The 16809-nt window shown below is 66.0% G+C and carries 15 protein-coding genes; 4 read left to right on the forward strand and 11 right to left on the reverse strand.

The features are described 5' to 3' along the window. Window positions 1-11 precede the first annotated feature (11 nt). Window positions 12-818 carry an SDR family NAD(P)-dependent oxidoreductase gene (locus ACSSVZ_RS14740; RefSeq protein WP_453971183.1) on the forward strand — a complete coding sequence of 269 codons (807 nt, stop codon included), beginning with the start codon at window positions 12-14 and terminating at the stop codon, window positions 816-818. Here the strand turns inward: ACSSVZ_RS14740 and ACSSVZ_RS14745 are convergent. From ACSSVZ_RS14745 to ACSSVZ_RS14780, 8 genes are all read right to left on the reverse strand, one after another. Continuing rightward, window positions 815-2170, reverse strand: coding sequence for an MFS transporter (locus tag ACSSVZ_RS14745; RefSeq protein ID WP_453971185.1), 1356 nt, complete (start codon window positions 2168-2170; stop codon window positions 815-817). The two genes, ACSSVZ_RS14740 and ACSSVZ_RS14745, sit on opposite strands and share 4 nt — an antisense overlap. Continuing rightward, entirely contained in the window at window positions 2167-3405 is a 1239-nt protein-coding gene (locus ACSSVZ_RS14750; RefSeq protein ID WP_453971187.1) for a class I SAM-dependent methyltransferase, read from the reverse strand. The genes ACSSVZ_RS14745 and ACSSVZ_RS14750 overlap by 4 nt, the downstream gene beginning before the upstream one ends. 94 nt (window positions 3406-3499) lie before the next feature. Further along, window positions 3500-4396 carry a DUF1365 domain-containing protein gene (locus tag ACSSVZ_RS14755; protein ID WP_453971189.1) on the reverse strand — a complete coding sequence of 299 codons (897 nt, stop codon included), beginning with the start codon at window positions 4394-4396 and terminating at the stop codon, window positions 3500-3502. Continuing rightward, window positions 4393-5727 (reverse strand): NAD(P)/FAD-dependent oxidoreductase, encoded by a 1335-nt coding sequence (locus ACSSVZ_RS14760; RefSeq protein ID WP_453971190.1) that lies wholly within the window; start codon window positions 5725-5727, stop codon window positions 4393-4395. Before ACSSVZ_RS14760 ends, ACSSVZ_RS14755 begins: the two co-directional genes overlap by 4 nt. Continuing rightward, window positions 5724-7190, reverse strand: coding sequence for a cryptochrome/photolyase family protein (locus ACSSVZ_RS14765; protein WP_453971191.1), 1467 nt, complete (start codon window positions 7188-7190; stop codon window positions 5724-5726). The genes ACSSVZ_RS14760 and ACSSVZ_RS14765 overlap by 4 nt, the downstream gene beginning before the upstream one ends. 250 nt (window positions 7191-7440) lie before the next feature. Beyond that, window positions 7441-7965 (reverse strand): hypothetical protein, encoded by a 525-nt coding sequence (locus ACSSVZ_RS14770; RefSeq protein ID WP_453971192.1) that lies wholly within the window; start codon window positions 7963-7965, stop codon window positions 7441-7443. A gap of 282 nt (window positions 7966-8247) precedes the next feature. Then, complete coding sequence (locus ACSSVZ_RS14775) at window positions 8248-8706, reverse strand: hypothetical protein (protein ID WP_453971194.1); 459 nt, start codon at window positions 8704-8706, stop codon at window positions 8248-8250. 74 nt (window positions 8707-8780) lie between these two features. Next, the gene (locus tag ACSSVZ_RS14780; protein ID WP_453971196.1) at window positions 8781-9308 is read right to left on the reverse strand and encodes a DUF6790 family protein; all 528 of its coding nucleotides are present in this window, start codon (window positions 9306-9308) and stop codon (window positions 8781-8783) included. Window positions 9309-9585: 277 nt separating this feature from the next. On the opposite strand from ACSSVZ_RS14780, the gene ACSSVZ_RS14785 reads away from it, so the two are divergent. Both ACSSVZ_RS14785 and ACSSVZ_RS14790 read left to right on the forward strand, forming a co-directional pair. Beyond that, entirely contained in the window at window positions 9586-11070 is a 1485-nt protein-coding gene (locus tag ACSSVZ_RS14785) for a SulP family inorganic anion transporter (protein ID WP_453971197.1), read from the forward strand. 134 nt (window positions 11071-11204) lie between these two features. Next, window positions 11205-12053: a universal stress protein gene (locus ACSSVZ_RS14790; RefSeq protein ID WP_453971199.1), complete on the forward strand. Its 849-nt coding sequence runs from the start codon at window positions 11205-11207 to the stop codon at window positions 12051-12053. Between the two features lie 79 nt (window positions 12054-12132). Here ACSSVZ_RS14790 and ACSSVZ_RS14795 read toward each other — a convergent pair whose 3' ends face one another. Together ACSSVZ_RS14795 and ACSSVZ_RS14800 are read right to left on the reverse strand one after the other, a co-directional pair. Next, window positions 12133-13038, reverse strand: a complete 906-nt coding sequence (locus tag ACSSVZ_RS14795; RefSeq protein ID WP_453971201.1) for a dienelactone hydrolase family protein — start codon at window positions 13036-13038, stop codon at window positions 12133-12135. 19 nt (window positions 13039-13057) lie between these two features. Continuing rightward, complete coding sequence (locus tag ACSSVZ_RS14800) at window positions 13058-14722, reverse strand: alpha/beta hydrolase (protein WP_453971202.1); 1665 nt, start codon at window positions 14720-14722, stop codon at window positions 13058-13060. A gap of 125 nt (window positions 14723-14847) precedes the next feature. On the opposite strand from ACSSVZ_RS14800, the gene ACSSVZ_RS14805 reads away from it, so the two are divergent. Continuing rightward, window positions 14848-15951, forward strand: a complete 1104-nt coding sequence (locus tag ACSSVZ_RS14805; RefSeq protein ID WP_453971204.1) for an alpha/beta hydrolase — start codon at window positions 14848-14850, stop codon at window positions 15949-15951. 96 nt (window positions 15952-16047) lie between these two features. Here the strand turns inward: ACSSVZ_RS14805 and ACSSVZ_RS14810 are convergent, their stop codons facing one another. Beyond that, complete coding sequence (locus ACSSVZ_RS14810; RefSeq protein ID WP_453971205.1) at window positions 16048-16731, reverse strand: FadR/GntR family transcriptional regulator; 684 nt, start codon at window positions 16729-16731, stop codon at window positions 16048-16050. Between the last annotated feature and the right edge of the window lie 78 nt (window positions 16732-16809).

Genomic DNA, 16809 nt, shown 5'->3' on the forward strand with positions numbered 1-16809 from the left:
AGGGTTTGTGCATGTCGAAAAAGCCATATGTGGCGCGCCCGGAAGACGGGGTCGTCTGGATCACCGGCGCAAGCTCCGGGATAGGAGCGGCCGTGGCGCAGCGTCTGGCGGCTGCCGGCTTCTCGGTGGCCGTGACGGCGCGGCGCGAGGAGGCGTTGGCAGAAGTCGCCGCGGGCGCCTCCGGACCGGGCCGGATCGCTGTGTTTCCCGGCGACGTGACCGACGGCGCGGCGATGGAAGCGATCGTCGGGCGGATCGAGGCGGAACTCGGTCCGATCGCGCTGGCGATCCTGAATGCCGGCGTCTATTTGCCGGTGATGGGAGATGCGCTCGACCGGGAGACCTTCGACAAGACCTTCGATGTCAACATCCGGGGTACGGTGAACTGCCTCATTCCGGTCGCGCGCCCCATGCAGTCCCGCAGCAGGGGGCAGATCGCCATCGTGGCGTCTGTCGCCGGCTATTTCGGGCTGCCCACTGCCGCGTCCTACGGGGCCAGCAAGGCGGCGCTCATCAATCTCGCCGAAGCGCTCAAGTTCGACTTCGACAACCAAGGCATCACCATCCAGGTGATCGCGCCAGGCTTCGTCGACACCCCGGCAACCGCCGGTAACCCGTTCCCGATGCCCTATCTGATGCCGGTGGGCAAGGCGGCGCGGCGGCTCGTGGAGGGCTTGCAGACAGGTCGGTTCGAGGTGACGTTCCCGCGGCGCTTCACCTATGCGCTGAAGGTCGTCCGGATCCTCCCCTACTGGGCTTTCTTTCGCGTGATCGGGCGGGCGACAGGGTGGGACAAGCCTAAACCGAAGAGCGACTAGCTGGCCGTTCCTCCCGACGGCAGGGCTGCCTCCGCGTCGATCCGCGCGCGCACTCGGGCCTGCTCGGCGGCATCCATCGGAAAGCGCCACATCAGGGCGACGGCCAGGAGCTTCAACACGATCGGAACCCAGGCGTAGAGCACGGCGAGAGCGAACAGGCCGTCGCCGTCAGGCCCGGCGTCAGTGCGGAAGCCTGCCGCTGCCAGCAGTGGAAACGCGACCCCGACCGCGGCGGCGAGCGCCAGCTTCGTCGCCAGCCCCCACAGCGCGAAATAGAGGCCGGTCCGCTGGCTGCCGGACGATGCCGTGTCGACGTCGACCACATCGGCCTGAATCGCGGCGGGCAGCACCAGGTCTGCGCCCACGGCGAGCCCAGTCAGCACGCAGATCGCCGCGAATGCCAGCACGTCGCCGGGGCCGAGCGCCGGGACCGCAGCGAACACGACACACGCCGCGATCATCGCGAGCGACCAGGCCCGATGCTTGCCGACGCTGCGCGACAGGCGCAGCCAGATCGGAATGCCGGCGATCCCGCACAGGAAATAGAGAAACAGCAACGGCCCCTGCAGGTGCGGCGCATCGATCACCCGGGCGACGAAGAACAGGAAGAGCGTGGCGGGAAGGCCGTTGGCGAGCCCGTTGACGGCGAACGCGACCACCAGCCTCACGAACGGCCGGTTGCGGCTGATATGACCGAGGCCCTCCAGAAGCGACACGTTGCGGGTCGAACGGTCGTGCGGCTCAGGCACGAAGGCCACCGCGACGAAGGCCGTCGTCGGCAGGAGCACGAGCACGCCGACCGCGATCCAGGAGAGCGCCAGCCCCTGGTCGCCCTTGGCCAGCACCGCCGGGACGCCGGCTGCCACCAGCGTTCCGGCCACGATGAGCCCCTCACGGGCCGCGGCAATCCGGCTTCGGCCGTGATAGTCGGTGGAAAGCTCTGCGCCCCAGGCGTTGAAGGGAACCAGTGCCGCCGTGCTGGTCAGCGAGACGATCACTCCCCAGCCGAGGAGGTAGGCAATGCCAGCCTCGGCCGGTGGCACGAACAGAAAGTAACATGCGACCGCGGTTGCCGGGGCGGAGGCCGCAAGCCATAGCCGCCTCCGGCCGAAGGGTGGCCGCCATCGGTCGGCGAGCACACCGACCACCGGATCCGACACCGCATCGGCGACACGGATGGCGAGAAAGGCCGCGCCCACAGCCGACAGCGGCAGGCCCAGTCCATCTGCGTAGAAGGTCGGGAGCAGGATGAAGAGCGGGAACTGCAGTGTCGCGAGCGGCAGGGCCGGCAAGGCGTACAGGAGCAGCTGTCGCCACGCCGGAGCCGCCGGATGCGCGGCGTTGGCGCTCACGGACGAGCAAACACGAAGTGTTTCACGTCGATGGCACCGGCGCGAAAGCCTGCCTCGCAATAGTGCAGGTAGAACTCCCACATCCGCCTGAAGCGGTCGTCGAAGCCGCTGGGCGCGAGCCGCGGCCATGCCGATCGGAACCGGTCCCGCCATTCGGCGAGGGTGCGGGCATAGTCGCCGCCGAACCCGGCTTCGTGGGTCGCCATCAGGCCGACCTCGCCGGCGAGCGCGCCGACGCGGCTGGGAGACGGCAGCATGCCGCCCGGGAAAATGTAGCGCTGGATGAAGTCCGGCGCGCGGCGGTACGCGTCGAAGTGCTCGTCCTCGACGGTGATGATCTGCAAGCCCGCCCGGCCGCCCGAGCGCAGCCGATCGCGCAGCATCTGGAAATAGCCGGGCCAGAAGCGTTCGCCCACCGCTTCGAACATCTCGATCGAGACGATCCGGTCGTAGCTGCCCTCGAGGTCGCGATAGTCGACGAGATCGACGGTCACGCGGTCATTCAGTCCGGCGTCGCTGATCCGCCTGCAGGCATAGTCGTGCTGCGCCCGGCTAATGGTCACCGCGGTAACGCGGCAGCCGATCTCCCTGGCGGCGTACTCGGCAAACCCGCCCCACCCGCAGCCGATCTCCAACACGTGATCGCCCGGGCCGATATCGGTTCGTTCGGCGATCTCGCGGTACTTGTCCCGCTGGGCGGCCTCGAGATTGTTGGCTCCGCCGCCGAAGTATGCCGAGGAATAGGTCATCGAGGGGTCGAGCCAGGCGGCGTAGAAGGAATTGCCGAGGTCGTAGTGCGCGGCGATGTTGCGCTTCGAACCGGCGCGCGAATTCCGATTGAGGAAGTGTCGGAACGAGAGGAGCGCACGGGCGATCGGGTTGCCGGTCAGCGCATCCATCATCACCTGCCGGTTGGCGGCGAAAAGCTCCAGGAACGCCGTCGGGTCCGGGCTCGACCATTCGCCGGCGATATAGGCCTCGCCGACGCCGATGTCGCCGGCCTGAAGCAGCCTGCGCGCGAAGCGCCAGTCGTGGATGGCGAAGTCTGCGGTGGGGCCCTGTTCGGGCGCGGTGATGCGGAAGCTCCGGCCATCGGGGATGGTCACGGTGAGCGACCCCTTCTGGAGCTTCAGGCCGACGGCGAAGCCGCGTCGCGCAAAGGCAGGGAGCCCGCGCAACTCCGCGGGAGCGTTGGTGGCGGTGAGCAGGACGGGATGGGGGGAGGCGATCGTCATACCGAGACAACCTTCCAGCTGAGACAGTATGGGCCGGACAGGGTCCGGACGGCGAGGGTCGATGGTCGGTCTTGCCGACGGATAAGCGGTGAATCTAGAGCGGTGGAGGCAGATTGGCAGCAAGTTCCTTGCCGGCTGGTCGGATGCTGCGCCTACCGCCCCCACCTGTCACCGTTCGAGAGGCCGCCTTCGGCGGAGGATCGGCCTTTGGCTTCGGCACCAGCGGCACGCGTTTCCACCAGAGGCGCAAGGCCTCGAAATGGATCGCTGCGATCACCTTGAAAGACATCAGCGGGACGGTGACGAAGGCGCGCGCCAGATTGGCCCGGGTCGCGGGGCGCAGCCGTCCGGCGAACGTTGCCGCCAGCGTCGGACCCTCGGCATCGGTTTCCAGGATTCGGATGCGGACGGCTTCGCCGGGAGGCAGCACGCGGAAGAGATAGGTCTCCTCCATGCCCATGAACGGCGAGACGTGGAACACTTTTGCGGCCTGCTGCTCGATACCGGCTGCGCTCGCCTCGCCGGTGCGCACTGGCGCGACGTAGGTGTGGCGGCCTCCGAACGTGTTGCGCACCTCGTAGAGAAGGGCGCTCAGGTCACCGTCGGCAGCGTAGGCGAAGTAGACGGTGATCGGGTCGAAGACGTAGCCGAACACGCGCGGATAGCAGAGCATCAGGACCCGGTCCGGTCGGGCGATGCCGGCTTCCTCGAGAAGCCGGTCGACGTGGGGTCGCAACGGCGACCCGTCGCCGGCCCCGTGGTCGCGCGCATGGATGGAGAGCGGTGCGAACCGGTCGAACGCGAACCACGGCTCCAGACCGGTCCCGTCGGCCATCCGGTCGAGGTCCACCAGCATCGAATAGACCCGGTAGGCGAACCGATGGCCGACCGGCTTGAGACGCGCGTGCATCACGTCGCCCACATACAGCGCAATCGGGGCGGCCGGCGCATCGCCGTTCGCGGACCAGGTCGTTGGGATACGCGGTTTCACTCTGCGGCCTCCAGCTGGATGGTCGCGGAGGCGTTGGCACGCCACGGAACCGTTCCGCCAAGCGCCTCGGCCACTGCGAGTCCCGAGGTCAGCCCGTCCTCGTGGAAACCATATCCGGTCCATGCGCCGCAGAACCAGCTCCGGTTGCTTCCCTGGATGGCCGGCAACGCGGACTGGGACGTCAGCGCCATGCGGTCGAATTGGGGATGGCTGTAGCTGTAGGTGCCGAACGTGAGTGCCGGATCCGGCTCGAAGGGCGGGTTCAGCGTCACGAAGATCGGCCGGGCGGGATCGATGTTCTGCAGCCGGTTCATCCAGTAGCTGAGCGCAACGCCCTCATCGGGATGGTCGGTCGGCCAGCTCAGGTAGTTCCACGACGACCAGACCTGCTTGCGACGGGGCATCAGGCGCCGGTCGCGGTGCAGGTAGACCGTGTTTGGCCGGTAGTCGATGCCACCCAGGACCGATCGTTCGGCCGCGCTCGGATTTGCGAGAAGGGCCAGCGCCTGATCCGTGTGGCAGGCCAGCACGACCCGATCGAACACATCGCGATGACCGGCGGCGTCGATCACGGTGACCCCCGCCACCGATCGTTCGATGCGTGCGACGGGCGTGGCGACCCGCAGGGCGCCTTGCCGCACGATCTTGTTGAGCATCCGGTTCACGTAGACCCGGCTGCCGCCGCTGACGGTGCGCCAGAGCGGCCGGTCGCGATCGATCAGGCGGTGGTTGTCGAAGAAGGCCAGCAGCGCACGCGCCGGGAACTCGAGCATCCGCTCGGCCGGCATCGACCAGATTGCGGCCCCCATCGGGACGAGGTAGTCCTCGGCAAAGGACGGGCGGAAGCCGCGGTCGGCCAGATAGCGGCCCAGCGTCACCGTCGCGCAGATGCCGCGTGCAAGATCGCCGCGCGCGGTCGCATTGAAGCGCACGATATCGCGCAGCATTCCAAGAAAGCGCGGCGAAACCAGATTGCGCTTGCAGGCGAACAGACCTGCCAGGGAGTGACCGGACCACTCGTGTGCCCCACCGCGCATCGACGCAGCGAAGCTCATGTCGCTCTCCTCGGTCGGCACGCCAAGGTGGTCGAACAGGCTGACCAGGTTCGGATAGTTCAGCTCGTTGTAGACGATGAAGCCGGTGTCGACGGAGAGGGGGACCCCGTCATAATCGACATCCACCGTCGCGGAGTGCCCCCCGGCACGCGGTTCTGCCTCGTAGAGGACGACGTCGTGTCGGTCGCACAGCGACCAGGCGGCTGCGTTGCCCGCGATGCCGGAGCCGATCACCGCGATGCGCGATGCAGGATACTGGGGTGTGTGCGCGTTCAAGCCGCCTGTTCCTTGATCTTCTGATATGCCTCGAGCGCGCGCTTGCGGGCGGCGGCGTGGTCGACGATGCGCTCGGGGTAGGTGGTGCCGAGGGATATGCCGGCTTCCGAGAGGACCGTGTCGGGCGCCAGCCAGGGTTCATGAATGTGCTTGGCTGGCAGCTTCGCGAGTTCCGGCACGAACGCGCGCACGTAATCACCTTCCGGATCGAATTTCTTGCCCTGCAGCACCGGATTGAAGACGCGGAAGTAGGGCGCGGCATCGGCGCCGGATCCGGACACCCATTGCCAGCTGGCCGGGTTGTTGGCCGCATCGGCATCGACCAGCGTGTCCCAGAACCACGCTTCGCCGTCGCGCCAGTCGACCAGCAGGTCCTTCGTCAGGAACGAGGCGACGACCATCCGGACCCGATTGTGCATCCACCCGGTCCGCCAGAGCTGGCGCATTCCCGCATCGACGATCGGGTAGCCCGTTGCGCCTTGCTCCCACGCCGCGAGTCTGTCGTCGGCCTGGCGCCAGGGAAAGGCGTCGAACTTGTCCTGCACGTTTGCCTGCTCGAGCCGCGGCAGGTGGTAGAGGAGGTGATAGGAAAACTCCCGCCACAGCACCTCGCTCAGGAATTTCTCGGCCGACTGCCGATCGGCGGAGCTGGGCGCTTCGTCCGCGACCTGCGACAGCGTCGTCCACACGGTGCGGGGCGAGATCTCTCCGAAGCGCAGATGGGGGGAGAGGCGCGACGTCGCCTCGATCGCCGCGAAGTCGCGCTTGGTCTTGTAGAGGCCGAGCCGTTCGTCGACGAAATTCCGCAGCGTTGCGCGCGCGGAAGCCTCTCCGGGTGTCCAGGTCTGGCGCAATTCGCCGGCCCAGTCGGGCTTGGTGGGGCGAAGGTCGAGAGACGAGAGAGGCAGGCTCACAGGCCAGTGCGCCGGGCAGGCAATGCCATCGGGCGCGGGAAGCGGGGTCGCGGGGTCAAGCCTTTGGCGCGCCGCCCGGGCGAACGGTGAGTAGACCCGGTAGAACGAGCCTTCGCCCGTCTTGACCTCCCAGGGCTCGATCAGCAACGAACCGTTGAAGCTGCGTGCCCGCAGCCCATCCGCCTCGAACGATGCCTTGATCTCGGCGTCCAGCACTCGGGCGTCCGGATGATAACGGCGGTTCCAGCAGACTTCTTCCGCCCCCGTCGCGTCGACGATCGACCGGAGCGCCGGGATCGTCTCGCCCTCACAAAGGACCAACTGCGAGCCAAGCTTGCGGAGTGAGGAGTCCAGCGCCTCGAGGGATCCGTGCAGCCACCATTTCGACGCGCCACCGAGCGGACGAGGGCTGGTTCGCCCGGTCTCCAGCACATAGACGGGGATGACGGGGCGGCCGGTTTCCACCGCGGCACACATCGCCGGATTGTCCGCAAGGCGCAGGTCGTCGCGAAACCAGACGATGGTTGGGGCAGAAGCGGTTCGGCTCATTCAAGGTCCTGGGATCGACTGGCAGATCGCACTTTTCATTAAGCAATACGAACGATCGGCTGGTCTGGATCACGGCAGGACAAACGACCGAGCCCTCTGAACCGGAATACGAGGAGTGCCTTTCGCCAGGCGCGCGCGCCATGGAGAGGCACAAAAAAGGCGGTGCCAAATGCACCGCCGGACCTTTCTCGAGTCACTCTGGAGTGGACACGTGACTGCCGTCAGAGCCCTGGACGGACGAGCTTTTGCGTCAGATCCAGTTCAAGGCCTTGTCGACGGCTGAACGGGCCCGCTGATGAACGATCTCGCCGAACTTTGCCATCTTCAGAATGCTGTCATTCTGTTCGGAGGCCCGCGGCTGGTAGGCCTCAAAGGTCACGGCCTGTCCGGTTTCCTTGTCGCTCTTCAGGGACACGTTGGCCGGCATGCCACCGGAAATCCGATCGTTGGTCTTGGCGATCGGGTCGCCATCCACGGAGGGGCGGGCCGTCACGGAGGGACCATCCTTGATAAGAACCGTTTCGGACGGGCGAATACGGGTATCGCCGATCTTCTGGCCGGCCTCGTTGAGAAGCGCCACGACAAACGACTCGTTGCCCGCATGTGAGATGGAGCCGATCCGAACGGTGGGGCTCACCGGGCCGAAATCCTCAGAAACCGTAGCCGGTTCCAGCCGGTCCGACCGAAGGGTTTCGGCGATCGCGAGCGGCGCAGTAAACAGCACGGCGCCGGTGAGAACCGCGAGGACAACCACGTTTTCGTTGTTACGCTTCATCGTAGGGCACTCCAAGCTCTCGACCGCAAATACGTCAAGGATGCTTCCTCTTGCGGCTGTCAACGCGCCTGTTTCCAATCCGTTCCTTCTCAGATGGGTCGGTTTGGGAGGTCTGCCAACGAAAATCGCGAAAACGTGAGAGGCGCGATCAGGCCGGAATGCCCGGAATGCGTGGGTTTTCCCGGGTTCGCACCAACGCCGGCGAAACCAGTGGAATTTTACGAAAATTGTTGTCGCAGCCCGAGCGATGATCGGTTCTGGCGGCGCGGACCCGATCGAGGGTTAATAAGGCCGGTCGGGCCCGTGCTCGTAGAGAACGACCTTCTCGGTCTTGCCGGGTCCATCTTCCGCGACGGACTTCCGGCGCCTTCCGCGCGCGCGGGCCTTTTCGGCAGCCACCGTCAGCACGATTCCGACGGCCGCGAGCATCAATCCGGGAACGGAAACCGTCGCCTGGCTTGCATTCACCCCTGCAGTCTCGCCCCACCAATGCGTGATCAGATCATTGAAGATCATCGTCACGCCGGCGAAGATGCAGGCCACACCGATGGCAATGAGTACGCGCATGCAGACCCCGCGATCCGGTTCACGCCGGTAAACGGATTTGCCGCCGGCCCGATGCGCGGCGAGCTCTCCTCGCAAATGCAGGACAAGAAAATCGCTCTCTAAAGCGACAGAATACTGAACAGGGTCAACATTTGCACGAAATGTTGGTGCGACAAAGTTGCCTTTCAGTTCCAACAGATGCCGATTCTGTTACCGTTGGTGAAGGCCAGACCGGCTCACTTGCTGGACACGCGCCTTGCGTGCCGGGCTCAGCCCGATCTTGCTCGCAGATCACGCTCCTCTGCGGAGCCTCGCTGCAGCCAAAGAAAGATGAACCCGAGCGCTGGCACCAGGATGTCGGACCAGAAGATGATGCCGGCGTTGCCCGGTGCGAAGTTGTGCGCATGGATCATCTGGTAAATGTGCCCTCCGGCCGCGCCCCATAGGAACATGGCCGGCCCGACGATCGCCGCGATCCGTAGCCCTCGATTTCCGAAGAATGCCAGCAGACCCACCACGGCGAAACCGAGGGAGGCAAAGCCGACCTCTGCCTGGAAGGGGCTTTGGCTCCATCCTATGAAGCGCGCCGCCATCTCGCCGAAGAACACGTGCATCACGAAATTATAAAATAAGGACAGGAAGATCGAGAACAGCAGAAAGTAGGCGAACAGCTTCTCCACGACGAGCGCGCGGGTAACGTGCGGCGCTCTTGCAATCGCAACGGCGGAGGCGACGAGACCGGCGATGAACAGGCTAAGCGTGAAGTTCGAGAGGACGAATGTGATAGCTGCCTGCATCCACCTGATCTCCCTGGGGCCTGTCGCGACGATAGACTGAGCATATCGGCATTGGGAACTGCATTCGGGGGTCCCGGCGTCTTTTCACATGCGGATCCGGACAGGCGAAACCAGCCGTGATATTGCAATGCAGCATGGACCTGCCTAGAAAGGGCGGACCAATCTCCGGCCTTGTGCCCCGATCACTCTGGGTGGCGTCGGCGAAATCCCTCGATTTGGCGACTTCCTCCCGGCGCTCTGCGGCCGCGGGCGGGGATGTCCTGTGCCTGGACGGATCATGCAGTCACTACACGCCTATCGCTACCAATGGTTCGGCAACATCCGCGGCGACATCCTTGCCGGGCTCGTTGTCGCGCTGGCGCTGATCCCGGAGGCGATCGCCTTCTCGATCATTGCGGGCGTCGATCCCCGCGTCGGGCTCTACGCGTCGTTCTCGATCGCGGTGATCACGGCGATTGTCGGGGGGCGGCCGGGCATGATCTCGGCCGCGACCGCTGCCACCGCGGTGCTGATGGTCACCCTCGTGCGCGATCACGGTCTTCAGTATCTCTTCGCAACGACGATTCTGGCGGGAGTCCTCCAGGTCGGTGCGGGGCTTCTACGGCTCGGCAGCCTGATGCGCTTCGTCTCGCGCTCGGTGATGACGGGCTTCGTCAATGCGCTGGCCATCCTGATCTTCATGGCACAGCTGCCGGAATTGATCGGCGTGCCGTCGCTCACCTACGTGATGGTCGCCGCCGGGTTGGCGATCATCTACCTGTTTCCCCGCATCACCACCGCAATTCCGTCGCCGCTGATCTGCATCCTCGTCCTCACGGCCATCTCGATCGGTTTCGGCTTCGACCTGCGGACTGTCGGCGACATGGGCGAACTGCCCTCGACGCTGCCGATCTTCCTGCTTCCCGACGTGCCGCTTACCCTGGAAACGCTGCTGATCATTCTGCCGTACGCGGCGGCGATTGCGGCCGTCGGGCTGCTGGAATCCCTGATGACAGCGGCGATCGTGGACGAACTCACCGACACGCCGAGCGACAAGAACGTCGAATGCGTGGGACAAGGGGTCGCCAACTTCTGCACCGGATTTATCGGCGGCATGGCCGGTTGCGCGATGATCGGCCAGTCGATGATCAACGTGAAGTCCGGCGGCCGGGGCCGGCTGTCCACGTTCATCGCCGGCGTCTTCCTGATCTTTCTGATCGTCGTGCTCGGCGACTGGGTGAAGCAGATCCCGATGGCGGCGCTGGTGGCCGTGATGATCATGGTGTCGATCGGCACCTTTTCCTGGTCGTCCATCAAGTCGCTGCGCTCGCATCCGCGCTCGTCCTCGATCGTCATGCTGTCGACGGTCGTGTTCGTGGTGCTCACCCACAACCTCGCCATCGGCGTTCTGGTCGGCGTTCTCCTGTCGGGGATTTTCTTTGCCTGGAAGATCGCCCAGTTCCTTCGGGTCACCTCGACGCTGTCCGGGGACGGCACGCATCGCACCTATGTTGTCGAAGGCCAGGTCTTCTTCGCCTCTGCCGATGCGTTCGCCGCGGCGTTCGACTTCAAGGAGGTGCTGGAGAAGGTCACCATCGACGTGAGCCACGCGCACATCTGGGACATTTCGAGTGTGGCTGCGCTCGACATGATCGTGCTGAAATTCCGCCGCGACGGTGCGGACGTGGAGATCGTTGGTCTCAACGCGGCGAGCGAGACGATCGTCGACAGGCTCGCCGTCCATGACAAGCCCGGAGCTATGGAAAGCCTGATGGGGCACTGAAGCCCGTTCCATCCGCGGAATCCGGTTGGCCGATGAGCAACGACAACTTTTAAGTACCTTGAGCCGTAACGTCCTGGCGGGTCGCTTCGATGTTCAGCGACGTGGGCGGCTCCAAAGACATGGGAGGTCAGGCGATGACGAAGCTGGTGGCGCTTGTCGACGGCTCGATCTACGCGCAAAGCGTTTGCGAGCACACCGCCTGGGCCGCCGGGCGAACCGGCGCTGCGGTCGATATCCTGCATGTGCTCGGCCGGAGGGAAAGCGGCGGCACCCGGAATTTGTCGGGCTCGATTTCGCTTGGCGCCCGCACGGCGCTGCTGGAGGAACTGAGCGCGCTGGATGAGCAGCGCGCGAAGCTCGCCCAGGCGCGCGGTCGGGCGATCCTCGACGACGCCAGGGAGATCGTCGAGGCGGCGGGCGTCACCGTCGCCACCAAGCTCCGCATCGGTGACATCGTGGAGACGGTGGCCGAAAGCGAAGCCGACGCCGACATGGTGATCATCGGCAAGCGGGGCGAGGCGGCCGACTTCGCCAAGGCGCATCTGGGCTCGAACCTCGAGCGGATCGTGCGGTCGAGCGCCAAGCCGGTGTTGGTCGCTTCGCGGGCTTTCGCCCCGATCGAGCGTGTTCTGATCGCCTACGATGGCGGCGTCTCAAGCATGAAGGCGGTTGATCACATCGCCCGCAGCCCGCTGTTCGCGGGCCTCGAATGCCGGCTGCTGATGGTCGGGCACGATACCTCGATCACCCAGCGACAGATCGGCAACGCCCGCGCCGTCCTGGAAGGTGCGGGCTATCGGGTCAAGGCGGAGATCGTCTCCGGTCAGCCCGACACGGTGATCGCCGACGTTGTGCGCGACGAGACTATCGGCCTGCTGGTGATGGGGGCCTATGGCCACTCGCGCATCCGCAGTCTGGTGATCGGCTCGACGACGACCGAGATGGTGCGTTCCTGCAAGGTCCCGGTGCTGCTGTTCCGCTAGCCGCCTTGTCGGTGCCAAGGTTTTGATTGTGGTGCGCTTTCTGATCGGCCCTGTGATTCCACGCGATCTGGAAAGGCACTCAGCGGCGTTCCGCAGCGGCGGCGTCTAGGAAGGCGAGCGCCTCGTCGATCGCCCGGCGTGTCGCGGCTTCGTCGAAGACGAGGCTGCTGAAGCCGGCCCGTTCCTGCTGGTCGAAGGCATGGGTGACTCCGGCAAAACCGACCACGGCGACGGCCCGGCCTTCCGCCTCCAGGGTGAAGGCGACCGCCCGGCACTCTGCTGCAGGTGCGATCGTATCGTCGTCGGCGAGCATGAACAGGACGGGTGCTGGATTTTTCCAGCCAGCGTCCACCGCGCGATTGGTGGGACCGCACCAAGGATAGAGAAGGACGACGGCGGCGACGCCGGAGAGGGGCGGGTCCGCCGGATCCCCGGGCATGCGGGTCAAATTGAGAGGCAAGCGATTCTCGGCATCGAGGGAGAGCAGGTCCATGATCGACCAGCCGCCGTGCGACATGCCGATCAGTGCGATGCGGTTCGGGTCGACGAACGGCATCGCGCGCACGTCGGCAAGCGATACCAGAACGTCGCCGGCCCGCTCGCCGCCGGCCATCAGCTGGCCCAGGCAGACCAGACGCCAAGCCTCGTAGTCATCGTAGCCGCGGGGTCGATGACTGTCGACGATCACGGCCGCCCATCCGTCGGCAACCAATGCGCCGGCCCACCGCTCCATGTTGTCGTGCGGACCATCGCAGCCGGAGTAGAGAAGGGCAGTCGGAAACGGCCCGGGACCGTCCGGTCGGTGGATCCGGTAGAACGGGCTCAGCTTTGCCGACAGTGACGCCGGGTCGAGACGCTGCACGATCCATCCGCGGTGATGGGCCACGGTGTTGAGCCCGACGACGAGGACGAACAGACCGGCGAGCACGGGCCCAGCAATCAGCAGGATGCGCGTCGCGCGCCGCCGGCGGCTCTTTGCTGTCATGCCGAAACGCCTCCGGGCTCTACCGGGCTAACCGCGCCTTCAGGCGGTCCACTTCCTCGGGCGCGACGGTTGCCGCGGTGACGGTGATCCAAGCGTCGATATAGCTCGCTGCCGAGTACTGGTGACCGTGACCAAGTGGCACGTTGTTCGACAGCGCCATGTCCGCCGCCACCTGTAGCGCCGTGATCACCGGAACCCACCACATCAGAGGTGTCACGTCTGGCCCGCGGGGCGCTCGCATCCAGTCGGGCTCGCGCCAAAGCATGTCCGTTGAGAAGAACACGATCGCGTCGCTCGCATGCTGCAGATAGACGATGCGGAGCGGTCCCCACGGGCGGTCAGGTTCGGGAATTTCCGGTTTGATCATGAACCGGATCAGCGACCCGTCCTCGAACGTCGGCAGCCACTCGGGCGACCCATCGTTGCGCTCGGCGGTCGCCCACGTGTGGATCGGGCTCGGGAACGGCGGTCCGCTCCAAAGCGCGCCCTGGATCGGGTCTCCGATGATCTCATGCAGGCGGAGCGACTGCTCGGAGCTGAGTGCGCCGAGGCTGAGGCCCTGGAGATACAACTTCGGGCGCCCCTCCGGGGGAAGGTCGGTCCAGTGGTCGTAGACCGCCCGCAGCAGCGCGCGGCCGGCTTCGGCGCCGTAGCCGGGCTCGAAGATCAGCGAGAACGGACTCTGCATGTAGGAGTACTGGAGGGCGACGGTGGCGACGTCGCCGCGATGCAGATATTCGAGGGTCTCGCTCGCGGCCGCGTCCATGAAGCCGGTGCCCGTCGGCACGGCGACCGAGAGGACGGCGCGATCGAAGCCGCCGACCCGGATGAGTTCCCGCAGCGCCAGGTCGGCACGCTCGTCCGCCGTGTCCGCGGCGTTGAGCCCGACATACACCCTGAGCGGTTGCACGGCCTGATCCTCCCAGAACGCTGCGATGTCCTCCTGCATGGGAAGGCCGTCGACAAACCGCCGACCCTCCCGGCCGAGGTCGCCCCAGCTCACGAGCGAGGCGGCACTGCCGGTCTTCCAGGGTGCGATCGGCATCGCCGTGTCCGGTTCGATCAGTTCGTCGAGTTCGGCGTAGGACGCATCCAGCACGGTGAGGGCGTAGCGCACCAGCACGCCGTCGATCAGCATGCCGAACAGCGCCAGCGCGGCGACGATCGCCGTCAGGATAGCCACCCGTTCGGGAACGAACGGACGGGCCCACGCCAATGCGAGCCTTGCAATCAGCCTGAACAGCCACGCGATGAAGAAGAGGATCGCCGCCGTCGTCACGGCGAGCGCCAGGACCTTTGCCGGGTGCGAGGACTCCAGGGCCGGCATGCCCATCAGGACGCGAATCGAGTCCTGCCAGGGAGCCACTCGGGAGAGGGCGTAGGCGGCAACCAGCGCACCGGCCAGCACGAGGATCCAGGCGAACACCCGTCCACCGTGCGTGCGAAACCCCAGCCAGAGCCACAGGGCGACGAGACTGACGGCGATGCCGTATCCGATCGCGAACGAAGCCCCGCCCAGGAGCCCCTGCATGAGGGCATTCCGCGGGATGAGCGACGGTGTCAGCGCGGCGGCGAACAGAAGGAAGCCCAGGCACAGACCGCTTGGCGAAACCAGTTGGCGAACCCACCGGCCACTGTCGTCTGCGTTTCTGCCCGCTGAGGCATCGCGTGGGGCAGTGCGCATCGCTTCGTCCTTCCTCGATCTGTCTGGACCCATTAGACCTATCCGAACGAGGCTGGGGGGACGGTCCGCCTGTCTGGTCGCTGACGATGTCGTAGCGCGTTTCGCGCACCGGGGGGAATGATCAGATGAGCGCCTTGATGGAGTGGTTTGGTCCGGTGACCGTCATGCAGCGTGCGGTGATCGGCATCGCCGCCGCTTTGATCGTGCTCGTCGTTCTGGTGGGCGTGACCGCGCTGCTGATCGGGCTGCGCCGGGCTATCCTCGCCTGGGTTGTTCTTCTTGTGCTGGTGCTGGCGACGCTCGCCTTCATGCCGGTCAGCACCGACGGGCTGACATCGTCGCCGGACCCCACCACCGACTACGCCGGCGCGGTCGCGCGCTTCGACGCGGACCGCGCCAAGACGACCGAGCCGCTGAATCCGCTCTGCGAACCGAAATTGCTCGGGCACGGAGAGCGGACAGCCAAGGTCGTGGTTCTCGTCCACGGCGTGTCCAGCTGTCCGCAGGCCTATGTGGACTTTGCACCGATCCTCTTCGACAAGGGCTACAACGTCCTGGTGCTCCGGATGCCGCAGAACGGCTATGCCGACCGGGCCACGGACGCCCTGCGCTTCATGACGGCGCGGCAGCTCGCGGAGTTCGGCGACGACGCCGTGGACATGGCGACGGGCCTCGGGGACGAGGTGATCTTCGTCGGAATTTCCGCCGGCGGCACCATCGCCGGGTGGGTCGCCCAGAACCGCTCGGACGTCGATCGGGCGGTGTTGCTGGCGCCGTTCTTCGGCCTGCACGGCTTCGGTCCCGACGTGAACCGCATGCTGATGCGGGCGATGCTCCTGCTTCCCAACGTCTCCATCTGGAAGGATCCGGTGATGCGGGAGAACGCCGACAACGTCATGCCGCATGCCTACAAGCGCCAGTCGACCACCGCGACCGGCGAGATCATGCGTCTGGGCTATGCCACCTGGCGCCAGGCCACCGAGAAGAAGGCGGCCGCATCGGAGATCGTGGTGGTGACCAACGAGGCAGACACGGCCGTCTCGAACAGCACGACCGACGCTGTCGCCGCGGCCTGGACGGATCAGGGCGTGCCGCTGACGCCCTACGTCTTCGATGCGACGTACGGGCTCGGTCACGAACTCATCGATCCACTGGAGCCGGGTGCGAACCCCGAGCTCACCTATCCGATCATTCTGGATTTCATCGAGACCGGCAAACACGCCGACTGAGCCTCTCCCGGCAGGGCGGGGGCAGTCGAACCGGAGCGGGAGGTGCCGCCGCCGCACCACGCGCACGCGGCCCTCGCTGCCGGGCCGGAACGGCCCTTACGCGGCAATCGCGTCGAGGCGCGCGTTGATCTGGCGCAGCACGCTGCGCAGGTGCTCGCGCATGGCCTGCTCGGCAGCCTCCGGGTCGCGCGCGGCAATCGCTTCCGCGATGCGCCGATGTTCGGCGTCGCGCTCGGCCATGCGCTTCGGGCATGGCGCCTTGCCCCCGGTGGGCACGCGAAGCCGCGCATCGACGCCGACCTGTCTCAGCACCTTGTAGAGCTCGCCCGCCAGCTGATTTCGCGACGCATTGGCGATCGCCAGATGAAAGGCGAGATCGGTTTCGCCGTACAGCGCGCCGGCCGGTGTCGCCGATTTCTCGATGATGTTGGCGATCTCCGCCGGCGACGCACGCATGGAGGCGAGGCGGGCGAGGCCCGGCTCGAGCACGATGCGCAGCTCGATCACCTCGAGCGGGTTGGTCATCCGGACGAGTTCTTCGTTGATGCGCGGAGTGGCCCTCGGCGCCCGCCGTGGGCGCGGCGGCTTGAGGTCGCCGGCCTTGCGCAGTTCGTCGAGCGCTTTGCGCACTTGGTGGCGCTTAACGTCGAACAGCTGCGCTATATCGCGCTCTGACGGGATGCGTTCGCCCCTGCGCTGCATGTCCCGAAGCGCATCGACGATGCCGGTCAGGCCCGTGCCGGACGGAGTTTCGCGCGGCGGCGTGTCGGTGGACGGCATCGTCTCTCGGCCTCTTCAACTGCTCGTTCTTGACGCCGGCGCACCCGTCGGAGAGCGGAGCCGGCGGCGTGCGCGGCG

Source organism: Amorphus sp. MBR-141 (assembly GCF_053628695.1).